The organism is Agarivorans sp. D1326, assembly GCF_056958115.1.
Map to the genome: position 1 here is coordinate 21,321 of NZ_JBTWEN010000010.1, position 14,082 is coordinate 35,402.

General features: G+C 45.2%; 12 protein-coding genes. 6 read left to right on the forward strand and 6 right to left on the reverse strand.

Features of this window, described 5'->3' with window-relative positions:
* Positions 1–19: 19 nt before the first annotated feature.
* Positions 20–1,909 carry a DUF1800 domain-containing protein gene (locus tag ACYFDN_RS17465; protein ID WP_483512107.1) on the forward strand — a complete coding sequence of 630 codons (1,890 nt, stop codon included), beginning with the start codon at positions 20–22 and terminating at the stop codon, positions 1,907–1,909.
* Between the two features lie 9 nt (positions 1,910–1,918).
* A complete protein-coding gene (locus ACYFDN_RS17470; RefSeq protein WP_483512108.1) occupies positions 1,919–3,265 on the forward strand; it encodes a DUF1501 domain-containing protein in 1,347 nt (448 codons plus the stop codon).
* Positions 3,266–3,326: 61 nt separating this feature from the next.
* Here ACYFDN_RS17470 and ACYFDN_RS17475 read toward each other — a convergent pair whose 3' ends face one another.
* On the reverse strand, positions 3,327–4,547 hold the full coding sequence (locus ACYFDN_RS17475) for a uracil-xanthine permease family protein (protein WP_152781891.1): 1,221 nt from the start codon (positions 4,545–4,547) through the stop codon (positions 3,327–3,329).
* 171 nt (positions 4,548–4,718) lie between these two features.
* Between ACYFDN_RS17475 and ACYFDN_RS17480 the strand changes: the two genes are divergently transcribed.
* Entirely contained in the window at positions 4,719–5,063 is a 345-nt protein-coding gene (locus tag ACYFDN_RS17480; RefSeq protein ID WP_483512109.1) for a DUF2956 domain-containing protein, read from the forward strand.
* Between the two features lie 9 nt (positions 5,064–5,072).
* Positions 5,073–5,618: a GNAT family N-acetyltransferase gene (locus ACYFDN_RS17485; protein ID WP_338624690.1), complete on the forward strand. Its 546-nt coding sequence runs from the start codon at positions 5,073–5,075 to the stop codon at positions 5,616–5,618.
* Here ACYFDN_RS17485 and ACYFDN_RS17490 read toward each other — a convergent pair.
* The 4 genes from ACYFDN_RS17490 to ACYFDN_RS17505 form a co-directional block, all read right to left on the reverse strand.
* Entirely contained in the window at positions 5,615–6,112 is a 498-nt protein-coding gene (locus tag ACYFDN_RS17490; protein ID WP_016403810.1) for a TetR/AcrR family transcriptional regulator, read from the reverse strand. The genes ACYFDN_RS17485 and ACYFDN_RS17490 overlap by 4 nt on opposite strands.
* 49 nt (positions 6,113–6,161) lie before the next feature.
* A complete protein-coding gene (locus ACYFDN_RS17495) occupies positions 6,162–6,869 on the reverse strand; it encodes a glycerophosphodiester phosphodiesterase family protein (protein ID WP_483512110.1) in 708 nt (235 codons plus the stop codon).
* A 67-nt stretch (positions 6,870–6,936) separates the two neighbouring features.
* Positions 6,937–7,770, reverse strand: a complete 834-nt coding sequence (locus ACYFDN_RS17500) for an ion transporter (RefSeq protein WP_483512111.1) — start codon at positions 7,768–7,770, stop codon at positions 6,937–6,939.
* An 83-nt stretch (positions 7,771–7,853) separates the two neighbouring features.
* Positions 7,854–8,738: a LysR family transcriptional regulator gene (locus ACYFDN_RS17505; protein ID WP_483512113.1), complete on the reverse strand. Its 885-nt coding sequence runs from the start codon at positions 8,736–8,738 to the stop codon at positions 7,854–7,856.
* 104 nt (positions 8,739–8,842) lie between these two features.
* Here ACYFDN_RS17505 and ACYFDN_RS17510 point away from each other — a divergent pair, with 104 nt between their 5' ends.
* The gene (locus ACYFDN_RS17510; RefSeq protein WP_483512114.1) at positions 8,843–10,060 is read left to right on the forward strand and encodes an MFS transporter; all 1,218 of its coding nucleotides are present in this window, start codon (positions 8,843–8,845) and stop codon (positions 10,058–10,060) included.
* Positions 10,061–10,071: 11 nt separating this feature from the next.
* Here the strand turns inward: ACYFDN_RS17510 and ACYFDN_RS17515 are convergent, their stop codons facing one another.
* On the reverse strand, positions 10,072–10,602 hold the full coding sequence (locus tag ACYFDN_RS17515) for an SHOCT domain-containing protein (RefSeq protein ID WP_483512115.1): 531 nt from the start codon (positions 10,600–10,602) through the stop codon (positions 10,072–10,074).
* Between the two features lie 482 nt (positions 10,603–11,084).
* On the opposite strand from ACYFDN_RS17515, the gene ACYFDN_RS17520 reads away from it, so the two are divergent.
* Complete coding sequence (locus tag ACYFDN_RS17520; protein ID WP_483512116.1) at positions 11,085–14,069, forward strand: ExeM/NucH family extracellular endonuclease; 2,985 nt, start codon at positions 11,085–11,087, stop codon at positions 14,067–14,069.
* Positions 14,070–14,082 lie beyond the last annotated feature (13 nt).

Here is a 14,082-nt window from a genome sequence, read left to right on the forward strand (position 1 = left end):
TAATAACATGGACGTGTTAATGCGAAGTCTAATTAGTATTGCTTTGCTTTTGTCATTGTTCGCTTGTGGTGGCGGGGGCTCAGAGCCTGGACCTGCAGAGCCTCAAGAGCCTAATGTAGAAGTAGAGCTAACTGAAACCGCCCGCAAGGGGCAACCTGTAAGCCTAAGAGCGAAAGCAACTGGTTTAGGCACCATTAGTAAAGTTGAATGGCGCCAAGTATCGGGCCCTAGCATTAACTTTGTTCAAAGCGACAGCTTAGAGTTGGAAATTGTTCCAGATAACAACTCCAGCCTTAGCGCTGATACTTACACTTTTGAAGTTGCTATTACTAACGACCAAGATCAAGTGACTCGCCAGCGTTTGAGTTTTGAGGTGCAAAACGCAATGAGCAGCTCTCAAGCCGCGCGATTGTTGCATCAAGCTACCTTAGGACCTAAAGGTAGCGAAATTGACGAGGCAACAGGTATTAGCGAGCAAGAGTGGTTAGCAGAGCAAATGCAGTTGCCAATAACCAAGCACTTACCTCTAGTGGCTAATTACCCAGACCGTGAAGAGCCAAACCAAATTAACCGAATCGATGCATGGTGGAAGGCCTCTCTTAATGCTCCTGACCAGCTGCGACAGCGGGTGGCTTTTGCTTTAAGTGAGATTTTTGTTGTATCTGATAGCAACAATGCCCTGCGCGGCGAGCCCGAAGGCATGGCACATTATCAAGATATTTTGCTGACCCATGCCTTTGGTAATTTTCGTGAGCTGTTGGAAGACGTAACCTTATCACCAGTAATGGGCACCTATTTAAGTCATTTAGGCAACGAAAAAGCTGACGAAGAACTTAATATTCGTCCAGATGAAAACTACGCCCGAGAAGTGATGCAGTTATTTACCATTGGTTTAGCAGAGCTGAATCAAGATGGTAGTGTTAAACGTGATGGTGAAGGCAATACCATTGCCACCTATGGGCAAGAGGAAATTGAAGGTTTTGCGAGAGTTTTCACCGGTTGGACCTTTGGTGCAAGCGCCCGGTGGAAGCGACCAAGCCGTAATTTCACTATCCCTATGGAAGCTTATCCTGATTATCACTCACAAAAAGACAAAACACTGCTAAATGGTGTGGTGCTAGCAGGTGGGCAAACCGCTGAAGATGACATGCGTTATGCACTAGATAATCTTTTTGAGCACCCTAATGTTGCGCCATTTATCTCTAAGCAGCTTATTCAACGTTTAGTGACCTCTAACCCAACGCCACAATACGTAGAGCGTGTAGCGAATATATTTGATGACAATGGCAGTGGAGAGCGCGGTGATTTAGCAGCTGTAGTTAGCGCTATTTTGCTTGATGATGAAGCCAGGCAAAATTCAGGTGTAATAAGTTATTACGGAAAAATTCGCGAGCCTTTATTACGAACCGTTCAGTTCTGGCGTGAACTAGATGCCGCTAGCCCTGCTAATTGGTACTTCACTTGGTCACTAAACGACAGCCACGGACAAACCCCGCTGGGATCGCCATCGGTATTCAATTTCTTTAGACCAGATTATCAACCCGCCGATTTGTTGGAGCTAGATATTGTTGCACCGGAGTTACAAATCGCTAATGACGCAGCATTAATTGGTCAGTTCAATAACCAGTACAGCGGTTTTCTATGGAACATAAAAGAGCTGATTTCTGAGCCAAGTGATAAACGCATTATGCTGAGCCTACAAGCTCACGTGGATATTCTTGAGCAACAGGGTTTAGAAGCGTTGCTCGATTACTACGATACCTTGTTTTATAGCGGCAGCATGAGCAGTGACCAGCGCCAAACTCTGCGCGAAGTGCAAGATATTTGGTCGAGTTGGACCCCTTATCAGCAAGTTGCGTTTTTGTTGTTTACCGTGTCGGTTTCTCCCGACTACATAGTTCAGCTTTAGGAGCCTGAGATGACTTATAAAAACAGGCGAGAGTTTTTATCGCTGTGCTTAAAAGGTGGGGTGTCGATGGCAGCGCTCACCAGTATGCAATTAAAAGCGATGACAAGTTTGGCGACACCCGCGGCCAGCGCCGATGGATTTAAAGCCTTAGTATGTATTTTTTTGAAAGGCGGCAACGACTCTTTCAATATGCTAATCCCTCAGCAAGGTGATCCTTTAGCGGCTTATTTAAACAGTCGCCAAAATCTGGCGGTGAGTGATGCGATTGCGATTGACCCGATTACCGCAGTTGATGGGGGAATTGGTTTAAACCCTGCGTTATCACCCATTGCACCTTTGTTTAATAATCAAAAACTTGCTGTGGTTTCTGGCGTAGGGAGTTTAGTTGCGCCTATTACCTTGGAGCAGTACAAAGCCAAAAGTGCTGCTATACCTAACAATTTGTTTTCACATAACGACCAGCAAGCCACGTGGATGCAAGGTCGCGAAAAAGAAAGCATTAATTATGGTTGGGGCGGGCGCATTTTAGAGCTGCTCAATCAACATGACAACTTTGGTTCAAACATATCTTTATCTGGAAATAACCTCTGGCAAACTGGCCCAAATGCGATTCCTTTTGCCATGAATAAATCGGGTATTACCCGACTGAATGCTTACAACAGTACTTCGCAACGTACTCAAGATTTTAGGCTACAGCTCGAGCAAATGTTTAGCCGCGCTAGCCACCCCTTGGCAAAAAGCTACAGTGATAAATTAGACACCTCGATTAGCAATACCGAACAGCTAAACGAAGCGCTTGGCAGTGCTGAGGAGTTCACCGATGTATTTGGTGATAGCAATTTGTCTAAGCAATTGCTTGCAGTTGCCAAAACCTTATCTGTGCAATCGCAATTTGGGGTAGGGCGACAAGTTTATTTTGTAGGCATGGGCGGTTTTGATACTCACGATGATCAAAATGTTAATCACCCCGCTTTATTGCAGCAGCTTTCTCAAGCCATGGCTGAGTTTGACAGCGCGATGACGAGCTTAGGTTTATCTAATCAAGTGACTACTTTCACCATGTCAGATTTTGGCAGAACCCTAAGTTCTAATGGCGACGGCACTGATCATGGCTGGGCTGGTAATCAACTTGTGATGGGCGGAGCGGTAAATGGTGGCGAGATTTATGGCTCAGTTATCGAGCAAGCATTAGACAGCGCTTATGATGTGGGCGGCGGTCGAATGATCCCACAAGTGGCCAATGAGCAATATTTTGCCAGTTTAGCCCGTTGGTTTGGATTAAGTGATAGTGAGGTGCTCGAGTTATTCCCAAGCCTTAGCAACTTTAACCAAAGCCATTTATCGATGTTTAGCTAAGGGTGTAAACAAGTAACAAAAAAGGCCAGCTTAAAGCTGGCCTTTTAGTATGCATATGAGCTTACTTAGCCTCTGTTGCTTTCTCTTCTTGAGGTAATACCAAGTTAAGAATAATAGCTACAATGCCACACAGACCAACACCTTTAAGGGTGAATTCGCCTACGCCAACGGCCATGCCGCCAATACCAAACACTAGGGTTACAGACACAATCACCAAGTTACGTGGAATAGAGAGATCAACTTGTTTGCTAATTAAGGTGTTTAAACCAATGGCAGCAATAGCACCAAATAACAAACACATAATGCCGCCCATTACCGGTACCGGAATCGACAACAACAAGGCACCGGTTTTACCCACAAAAGCTAGGCCAATGGCAAATACCGCAGCCCAAGTCATAATCACTGGGTTGTAAGTTTTAAGTAGGCTTACTGCACCGGTCACTTCGCCGTAACTTACTACCGGTGGAGCGCCAAAGCTGGCAGCTGTCATAGTGGCTAAACCATCACCCAATAATGAGCGGTGAATACCAGGCTTTTCTACGAAGTTTTTGCCAGTCACATTGGAGATTGCCAGTATGTCACCAAAGTGCTCAATGGTAACAATTAGGCCAATTGGAGCGATGAATAAGATGGCCTGCCAGTTAAACTCTGGTGTTACAAACTCTGGAATCGCAAACCAAGCAGCTTGGCTTACAGAAGTAAAATCTACTAAGCCAAAGAATAAGCTGAGTACATAACCTACCACCACGCCACTAATAATTGGCATAAGTTTAAGCATGCCTTTGGCAAAAATAGATACCACAATGGTGGTGAACAAGGCGGCTAAAGAGATAAGCAATGCGATGTCTTGTTCTACTAATACCGCTGATCCATCACCAGTTTTACCTAGTGCCATGTTTACCGCAACTGGCGCTAAACCTAAGCCAATTACCATAATTACAGGGCCAACTACCACCGGGGGTAAAAAGCGTTCAATCACTTTAACGCCACGTACTTTTACCACGGCACTAATAATAATGAACATTAAGCCTGCAGCCATTAGGCCACTTAAAGTAGCGGGTAAGCCAAATTGTTGCGTGCCCAAAATAATTGGACCAATAAAGGCGAATGAACTTCCTAAGAAAATAGGAATTTGTCGTTTGGTGCAAAACTGAAAGATTAAGGTACCAATACCCGCACCCAACAGCGCAAGGTTGGGGCTTATTCCGGTTAATAGTGGTACTAAGGTGGTAGCGCCAAATGCAACAAGTAACATTTGTGCCCCAAGTAGTGGGGTGTTCATCCGTCATTCTCCCTGAACAAAAAAATTTGCTTAGTGTAATCCGAAGGCTGTTATAAAAAAATGATCAAGGTAGTTACTCTTTAAAAAAGTCTTTGTTTTATTATAGTTGCGTGTTCTTTTAGACTTATGTAGCGGGATAGTTCAAAGTAATACTCTACGCTAGGAGGTAATGTGGCAAAGCAGCAGAAACAAAAAATCTCAGATGAAACGGTAGCAACGGCAGATGCGATAGCAAAAGCTAATCAGCGGCCCGGTCAAACTAAAGAGCAAACCAAATTAATATCGGCAGGTATTCAAAAAGGAATTGAGCAATACAAAAAGCAGCATAAAGCTAAAATGCGTGAAGCCGACAAAGCACGTAAAAAACAAGCTCGTCAACAAAGCGATAAGCAAGTTGATGCACAGGAAAGCCCTCAATCTGCAGGCTCGAACAAGCCTCAGTATTTGCCTTGGGTGCTGCTAGCCTTGTCGTGGATAGGTTTTGCAGCCTATGTTTATAGTTACTCGCCAAATTAGGAGCTAATCATGCGAGGCAAGCACGTTCTTATTCGCCCTTACTTACCAAGTGATGCTGTTGCCCATGCCGAGGCGGTTCGCGAAACGGCTATTAGCGGGTGTCGTTGGCTAGATTGGATGGAAGAAGATTACCCTGAAGAGGAAAGCCGCTCTTGGTTAGCGCTAAGCCAAGCTGCGATTGCCAAGAACATTGCCTTTGATATGGGCATATTTGCTAGCCAAGGTGGGGAGTTTTTGGGCGCTATCGCCATTAATCGTATTGAATGGAATTACCGCGCCGCCAACTTGGGTTATTGGATAAAAGACAGCGCCAGCGGAAAAGGCATCGCCACCGAAGCCGTGCGTTTAATGGCTGATTATGCCTTTAATGCTTTGCAGCTAAACCGACTAGAGTTGGTTATCGCTGAAGAAAATTTTGCCAGCCGCCGCGTTGCAGAAAAAGCCGGCGCTCAGTTTGAATGCTTAGCTCGTGCGCGAGTATTGGATTACGGTAAGCCCTGTCATGCGGCAATTTACTCACTGATTGGCGATGACCTACTACAACCACAAGGTTAGCTATCTACGCTTTTAAGTGATGTGCGACCACGTTGGTTAATAAATTTGAGCATCGATTTCCCCAGCAGCCAGGGGAGATCTTGATTCACGGCCTGATAGCCTAAATGGCTAGCCACATGGTTAGTGAATTGATTCCAACCAACGTTCGCTAAACGCCACGCCACACTTTTTTGCTGAGACGCATCAATAAACAAATGCACAATCGCTCGAAAGCGTGGAGACTCCAAACTGTCTAACCAAGTGAGGCGCAAGCTTTCTCGGCTACTTAAATCTAGGTGTTGAATAAAGTTTTGAGTCAGTCGGCTATTTACCGCTGAAGTTATCGATTGTAAGTTAGGGAAGCAGTCGTTAAGTTCTGCGTCGCTAATACCGCATTGGCTGGCGATGTTCTTCATCTCAATTTGTTGCCAATCACCCTCTAATAGAAAGGCCAATACCTGATCGAGAATGCGTTCTTTAAGTTGCTGCTGAGGTGACAAGTTTGCTGGCGTCATGGCTCGCTTCCTGCGAATTAAGTATGCAAACTTTCCACACACTTAGGGACTATAAAAATCGCTCAGGAAAGTCACTAATAACCATATCCAACCATGGTAACAATGCGGTGATTTCGGTGGGCTCATTTACAGTGTATGTAGACAAACGATAACCCGCCAGTTTGATTTGCTTGGCTTGGGCGACACTCAGCTTTTGATAATTACAATGGCAAGCAACGGCATCAATGTCTGCGAGTTGTTGTCGCCAGTTTTCTGGAGGGGCTTCATAAAGCTGGGCGAGCTCTAATTGCTTGGCATGTTTATGTAAAAACAACAGAATTTGATGATCAAAGCTGGATATCAGCAAATCGCTTAAGGGAAAATTACAGTGCTCAATCTCTTCTAGCACCGCTTCGGCAAGCTGCTGGCGCGGCTGTTGGTGATACTTAAGCTCTAAGTTTAGCTTCAAACCTAATTTTTTTGCGTGTATTAAATATTGGCGCAAGCTAGGGATTTGTTGGCCAATAAACTCTGGCGCAAACTTAACCCCTGCATCGATGGTTAGCAACTGATCTAAGCTGTGCTCAGCCACTTTGCCGCTGCTGTGGGTGCAGCGGTCTAAGTTTTCATCGTGAAATACTATAGCTTGGTGATCGCTTGCCAAAAAGGTATCAAATTCGACCCAGCTTAAACCTAGCTCTGCAGCTCGGTCTAAACCTGCTAAAGTGTTTTCTGGCGCGCTGCCTGCTGCGCCGCGATGCCCTACAATAATCACCATAGATTTACCGTTATTAAGTTATGTAATTCAGTTTAGCCCAGCAGATTAATGCCTGAATAATACAATTTTATGATTCCTCTAACAGACTCGCGCCACAGTGTTTACAGTAGTCTGCATCATGGTCGTGACCTGCGCGCTCACAATGCAAACAACGATGTTCGCGCTGTTCTCTGCGCATCTCGTTTACTAACTCAGCGCCCACAATGCCGGTTGGCACGGTGATAATGGCAAAGCCAGTTATCATTACTAAGGCCGCAAGCGCTTGTCCTAATGGTGTGGCAGGGGATATATCACCATAACCCACGGTGGTAATGGTAACAATCGCCCAGTAGATGCTCTTCGGAATACTGGTAAAGCCGTTTTCGGGCCCTTCAATGGCATACATTAAGGCACCATAAATGGTGGTAATTAAGCAGATACAGAATAAGAACACCAAAATCTTACGCCTTGCCAGCATTAAGGCGCGCAGTAGCACGTTGGCCTCACTCATATAGCGCACTAACTTAAGCACCCGCAAAATTCGTAATATACGCAGTAAACGAAATAGCAGCATAACTTGGGCAGCAGGGTAAAGCAGCGCTAAATAGGTAGGTAGAATAGCCAGTAAATCAACAATGCCATAAAAGCTTTTGGCGTACTCTTTGGGCTGGGGAGAACAGTACAAGCGAGCGATATATTCAAGGGTGAAAAACAAAGTAAATACCACCTCTAAGGCGATAAACCAGGTATGGTAGAGCTGCTCGAACTCACTGACTGAATCTAAGATAACCACACTTACGCTGGTGATAATGGCGACGACTAACAGCAGATCAAAGCGTTTACCGGCTTTGGAGTTATAACCAAAAATTATCTCATAAAGCCGCTGCTGCATTGGGCTTTGTTTGCTTGTTTCGTTAGACACAGATTCATCCTTGATTAGGTTTCTGGCTTAAGTATATCGGTAAAAATTCGCAATGGTAGTTGCTGGGTTTTCTGGTTTTTTGGTTATGCCTCGGCCAGTTTGCAGTTCTCTAATACAAAATCTTTGAAGCGCTGATTGGCGCGAGACATATAGGCGTCGCGACGCCAAGCTAAGCCTAGTTCTAGAAAAAACGGCGGATTAAAGCTTAATGAGTGCAGGGCGTCGCCCGGTTGCACCACCATGCTAAGCAGGGTGGTGATGCCAAAATCTCGTGCCACTATCGATTTAATCAAAGGTATTAAGTTGGTTTGAAAAGAGACCTGCGGCCCCCGCTGCTGCTCACGACTTATTTGCTCTATCACCTTGTGGTGAAAGTAGCCCTCTCTAAATAGCACCAACTCATGGTCTAAAAACTCTTGGTGGCTAATGCTGCTTTGTTGGCTTAGCGGGTTATCTTGGCTACAACAAGCTAGCAGTTCTCCTTTGTAAATTGGTTCGCAATGTAGCTCGGGTGGTACATCGTGGGTGACTACAATGCCTAAATCTAATTCGCCACTCAGTAGCTTTTTTCTCACCAATTCGGTACCTGCATCTATCACCGACAAATTTAGTTGTGGGTAGAGGCTTTTAAAGCCCATGAGTAACGGCGGGAAGAAGTAAGAACCCATCATGCTAGGAATGCCAATGGTTACCATGCCGCTTTCTAAGCCTACTAAGGATTGCATGGCTTGTTTGGCGTCTTCGGCCTGTTTAAGCAATTGTATTGCGTGCTGGTAAAGAATTTTGCCTTCAGCACTTAAGCTTACTTTACGCTCATTGCGTTGTAGCAATTGAATGGAGAGCTGCTGTTCCAACTTTTTTATGGTAGCGCTAATGGCTGGCTGGGCAATGCCCAAGTGTTTAGCCGCGGCGGTAAAACTAGCTAACTCTACTACCGTTACAAATTGTCGCAGTTGTCGCAGTTCCATTTGCATTCCCATAAGTAAAAGTTATCACAGTGATAATACTAATATATTTTATTTATTAGTAGTGCAGGCATAGCATTACCTTATCGCTATTGATTGAGTTGGCTATGCAGTATCAGCAAAACAGTAAGGGCTTTTGGAAAGTAACCGCAGCAGTATCTGCGGCTTCATTGGTTACCTTTTTTAACCTTTACTTGGTGCAACCGCTGTTGCCTATGTTTGCCAGCGAATATCAGGTATCGGCGTTGGCCGCCAGTGCTATGTTATCGGCAGCCATGTTAGGCATGGCTTTGGGATTGTTGTTGTTAGCCTCCTTATCTGATGCCGTGGGGCGGCGCAAGATCCTGCTGTTCTCTATCGCATTAGTCCCTTGTTTAAGTTTACTGATAGGCTTGGCGCACCCCCAATCGTTTTATGCCATTGTAGCTTTGCGTTTTCTGCAGGGTGTCTGTTTGGCTGGCGTTCCTGCGGTAGCGATTGCTTACTTAGCAGAGCAATTAGATCCGCAAGCCTTGATCAAAGCGGTGGGTATTTTTATCGCGGCCAACTCTTTAGGTGGAATTGGTGGGCGTTTACTTGGGGGCTGGAGTGCCGACTTGCTAGGCTCTTGGCAGATGTCGTTTATGGTAGTTGCCTTACTTAGCTTATTTATGGCCTTAGCAGTAGTAATGCTACTGCCAGCAGAACAAGCTAAAACCTTAGGTCGCTGGCGCTTATGTCAAAGTCTCGCTAACTATAAACGGCATATGCGCAACCCGCAGTTAGTATGTGCTTACTTAGTGGGCGGCATCGGTTTTGGGGTGTTCATAAACCAGTTCTCTTACCTCACTTTTATTTTGGCCGAAGCGCCATTTTCGCTGCCAGCTAGCCTTACGTCGTTATTGTTTCTTAGTTACCTAGGCGGCACATTTACTGCGAGCTCGGCCGGGCGAATTGCGCAACGTTACGGCGGTAAAAGTTGCATAGTGCTAGGTTTATTGGTGATGACTATCGCCAGTTTATTAAGTCTGTTTGGCGAACTATGGATGTTGTTATTGGCAATGGTGGTCTCTTCAATGGGCTTCTTTTTCTGCCATGCTCAAGCCAGCGCGTGGGTAAACCAACATGCCACCCAAGCTAAGGCCAGCGCATCAGCTCTTTATACGATTAGTTATTATATTGGCGCAGCAAGTGGCGGCGCATTAATGCAACCCTTCTTTGCAGCTTGGGGCTGGCAGGGCATTGTGTTGGTAAGTATTTGCTCACTGTCGGCGGTGGCATTTATGGCGCAGCGTTATCTTCGTTCAGAACCAGTGAATAGAGCCCTGTATCATAAGGCTCTATAGCTACGTTTTGCTTATTGAAGTAACAATCGTTGTTTTTCTAAATAGATTTCTTCGCTAATTAGCCCGTCCTCATGTAGCGCTTTTAGTTCTTTTAGTTGAACGGTAAGGCTAGGTTCTTGGGTGGTTTTCTTCGAAACCTGATTAATCGCCTGAGGTAAAAGTCGTTTAGTGTCATTTACGATATTTTTAATCCATCCTCTTGGGTTAAATGGCCTATCAACTTCGACTACTGGCTCACTTGGGCTCATGCCCGGTGTTGTATATGTTCGCGACCCTGTTGTATTTATATCTACGTGAGTATCGCTATAATCAATGACTACTTTTGCCTTCGTATTGCGCTTATGAAGGTGGGCTGTGGTTTGGGATTCAAGTTGTTCATCAACGGTCCAGCCTCGCCTGATTAAAGAATCATATAAGGCGACTTTAACAGCCTCACTTGAAGCATTTGGCGCATCTACTTTAAAAGAAGTGGTATATACTTTGGCGTTAACTACAAAGGGAAATAGAACTAACAAAAGTAGCGTGTATATTCGGTGTGACATTTGAACTTTCTTCCTTGATATCTCAAATTTTTGCATAGGATATAATTGTTTATAGGTAACGCAATTACTTTTTCAGCTTAAGGCCATATTTGGGGTTTAAAACTCACAATTTGTTGGTTGTGTTACCGTAATGTTGTTTGGCTTGCCTATTACTGGGTCACCATGGGCGGGAACTACATCTTCAAAATCTAAGGGATATGAAGTTTTTAAACTCACTAGCTTCTAGAGCGGCCGTTTCTAGTTAGCCAAAACCAATGCTGTAGATTTAAATAGTTCACTCTTTCTGTTCAATACTTCTCCAAAAAAGTTAATTTAGCTAACTTTGGCAAATTGAGACTAGAGCTTTAACTTCAAAAAACTGTCACTGAGTTGTCACATTTTGTTCGTCATTTTTATGTTTTTTTGTCATTAAGTTTCGTCAGGCTAGACCAGTTAATGGCGCCGCTGTGTGCGGCATTTTTATGGTCTCAGGGACGAGTAATATGAACCCCAGAAATTTTATGTTAATGGGCCTATGTGCCTTAGGTACTAGCGCGCAAGCGAATGTACTCATTAGTGAATATATAGAAGGTAGTAGCTTTAATAAGGCAATTGAAATTGCGAACTATGGTGATCAAACAGTCGATCTAAGCGCTGGTGATTATCAGCTGCGCTTGTTTTCCAACGGAGCAAGCACTGCCACCAATACCCAAGCGTTAAGTGGCAGTTTAGCGCCAGGCGAAACCTTAGTATTTGTGAACAGCAATGCGGTGATTGGCAATAACGACAATGCCCTAATCCCCCCTGGAGTGGGCATTGAGTCAAGCGTGGTTAACTTTAATGGTGATGATGCAGTTGGCTTGTTTGCCAACGATGTATTGCTTGATCGCGTTGGTCAAATTGGTGTGCGTCAAACCTGGACTGATGGCGGCGCTTCAACGCAAAATCAAACTTTGCGCCGCCTTGATGAAAGCAGCCTTGATAACGACAACAGCCAAGAATTTGTGATTTCATCTCGCTGGTTCAACTACGCAATAAACACTGTTGATGGTCTAGGCTGCATTGGCCAAGGTGCTTGCGATGACGATGGCGGGCCAATTGACCCTCCAATATCAGAAATTGGCCAATGTGGGGATACAAGCACTGCGATTAATAGCATTCGCTCAGCCAATTTATTAGACCAAGAGATATTGGTTGAAGCTGTTGTAGTGGGTGATTTCCAAGGCGATGCTAATAACAATCAATTATCTGGCTTTTTTATACAGCATGCCGATGCTAACTGGGATGCAGACCCTCAAACTTCTGAAGGGATTTTTGTTTACCACTACGCAGATGGCGTTTCGCTAGGCCAACGAGTACGCGTAAAAGCAACTATAGCCACTTATAGCGGTGGTAATCAGCTTAAAGATGTAAGCGGCTTAATTGTGTGTGGCGAAGAAGCGCTACCTAGTGCAACCAGCCTAAACCTACCTTTGGTGGATGCGGATCTTTATCACCTAGAAGGCATGCGTGTGGTGCTGCCGCAAACCTTGCATGCCACGCCTGCCTACACCTTTAATCGTTATGGCGAAACGGTGTTGTCATTAGGTAAGCGCTTTAAATCTACCCAGGTTTACCCAGCCAATACGCCAGAAGCCGAAGCTTTAGCCCTGGCTAATCAGCTTAACCGCTTGGTATTGGATGATGGTTTAAGTTCGCAAAATCCCGATGATATAGCCTACTTCCCTAATTTCTCAGCCTTAAATAGCCTGCGCGCTGGTTCGCAAGTGAGCAATGTTGAAGGCGTTATTAATTACAGTTTCGGCCAGTTTCGGGTGCAGCCTACGGTAGTACCTAACTTTATCGATGCAAACCCAAGAACCACCGAGCCAGAACTAGAGGAGCTAGGTAACTTAACTGTTGCAAGCTTCAACGTGCTTAACTTTTTCACCGATTTAGACATCGACAATGCGACTGATTTTCGTGGGGCGGATACTGCTGAAGAGTTTGAACGTCAGCGGGCTAAATTGGTGTCGGCCTTAGTCGCCATGAATGCCAACGTTGTAGGCTTAATGGAGCTGCAAAATAACGGTTTTGATGAGGCTAGCGCAATTCAAAACTTAGTTGATGCGGTTAATGTTCAGCTGCCCGAGCAACAACATTACGCCGTAGTGAAGCCTTTAAGTGAACGTATTGGTAACGATATGATCACGGTAGGTTTAATCTACCAGCCAAGTGTTGTGCAGGTTTATGGTGATGCGCAGCTAATTAATTCTTATCCCTTTGACGACGTTACTGCTAAGCATCGTGTTCCTTTAGTGCAGCAATTTAGCATGGTAGATGGCGGCGAGCGCTTTTATGTTGCAGTTAACCACTTTAAGTCTAAAGGCAGTAACTGTAATGCCTTAGGCGACCCAGACATGGGAGATGGTCAGGGCAATTGTAATGGTCAACGCACTTTAGCGGCGCAAACACTGAGCCAGTTTTTTGCCGAAAAACAACAGGTATTGTTGCTGGGAGACTTTAACGCGTACGCCAAAGAAGACCCAATGTTAGCCTTTGAAACGGCCGGCTTTACTAACCTAGTACCACTGTTCGAAGCAAACAGTTACTCCTACTACTACGATGAAGAAGCAGGCAGTTTAGACCACGCCTTGGCCGATTCAGCCTTAACATCACGAGTGCTAGATGCCACCGATTGGCATATAAATGCCGACGAACCAACCGGTTTAGATTACAACACCGAGTATAAGTCTGACGCGCAAATTACTAACTTTTATGCGCCACATGCTTATCGCGCATCGGATCATGATCCAGTCATCATTGCTTTAGATATGCGCAGTGAGGGCACTATTAGCACCGCGACTGAACTCACCATTGCCGAAGGCAGTAATGGCTCGTTAACGATAGAGCGTTTAGCCGGTGATTTTGGCGATGTAGTGCTTAAGTACCAAGTAGTTGCGGGTTCAGCCGATGAGCAAGATTTAGCATTGCTAAGTGGCGAACTAACCTGGCTTGACGGTGATATGAGCAGCCGAGAGCTAAACATCGCTGCGTACACCGACGAGCTAGTAGAGGGAGCGGAGCGCGCCTATTTGCAGTTAAGCATAGAGCAAGGCGCGGCCAGTTTAGCCTTGCCGCAAGTTGAGCTGATTATTGAAGACAACACGCCATTAAGTGTTGCCATGCAGTTTGAGCAAATGAACGTTGCTGAGTCTGCTGGCAACATTACCATCCCGCTGGTGTTAAATGGTGAAGCCAGCACTACTGTTAGTGCGTGGGTATTGGTATTGCCATCGTCTGCTAATTGGTTTGACTACCGCGCGCCGTTTTTCCAACGTGTACAATGGAGTGAAGGTGAAAGTGGCGTTAAAACGGTGAGTGCAAAAATCGTTGATGATAAGCGCAAAGAAGGTGACGAACGCTTTAAGGTTTACTTGTTTTCGGCTCGTCCAGCCCAACTAGGTAACATTACTAGCACTTGGGTAAACATTAGCGACAACGATTAAACAGCCAACATTG